Origin of the sequence: Streptomyces sp. 4F14, assembly GCF_048159485.1 — a bacterium.
In the GTDB taxonomy this organism is placed as follows: Bacteria; Actinomycetota; Actinomycetes; order Streptomycetales; family Streptomycetaceae; genus Streptomyces.
Genome location: NZ_JBLRVY010000267.1, coordinates 1 through 358, shown reverse-complemented (window position 1 = coordinate 358; position 358 = coordinate 1). Strand labels below are relative to the sequence as shown.

Annotated in this window: 1 protein-coding gene; it reads left to right on the top strand. The window is 72.9% G+C overall.

Going from position 1 to position 358, the window contains the following annotated elements:
* Positions 1–51: 51 nt before the first annotated feature.
* Positions 52–358 (top strand): alpha-hydroxy-acid oxidizing protein (locus tag ACLZOT_RS50645; RefSeq protein WP_416976075.1); only part of this gene is annotated, 307 nt, incomplete at its 3' end.

The following is a 358-nucleotide window of genomic DNA, read 5'->3' as shown; positions in this document are numbered from 1 at the left end:
GGTATGGTCTGCGTACAGCGCGATCTCACTGACGAGAGGCGGGGCCTGCGCATGGGCAAGCACTGGGCGGACTTCCAGTACGAGATCTATCTGAACGGGATGACCGGGGCGGTGCCCCGGCTGCCCACCGATCTGACCCGGCTGGAGCAGCTCACCGAGCAGCGCCTGGGCCCCGGCCCCGTCGGCTATGTGGCGGGCAGCGCAGGCGACGGCAGCACCGCCCGCGCCAACCGGGCGGCACTCCAGCGGCGCCGGATCGTGCCGCGCATGCTGCGGGACGTCCATGAACGGGACCTGTCCGTCGAGGTGCTGGGCCGCTCCCTGCCCGCCCCGCTGGCGCTGGCACCGGTCGGGGTGC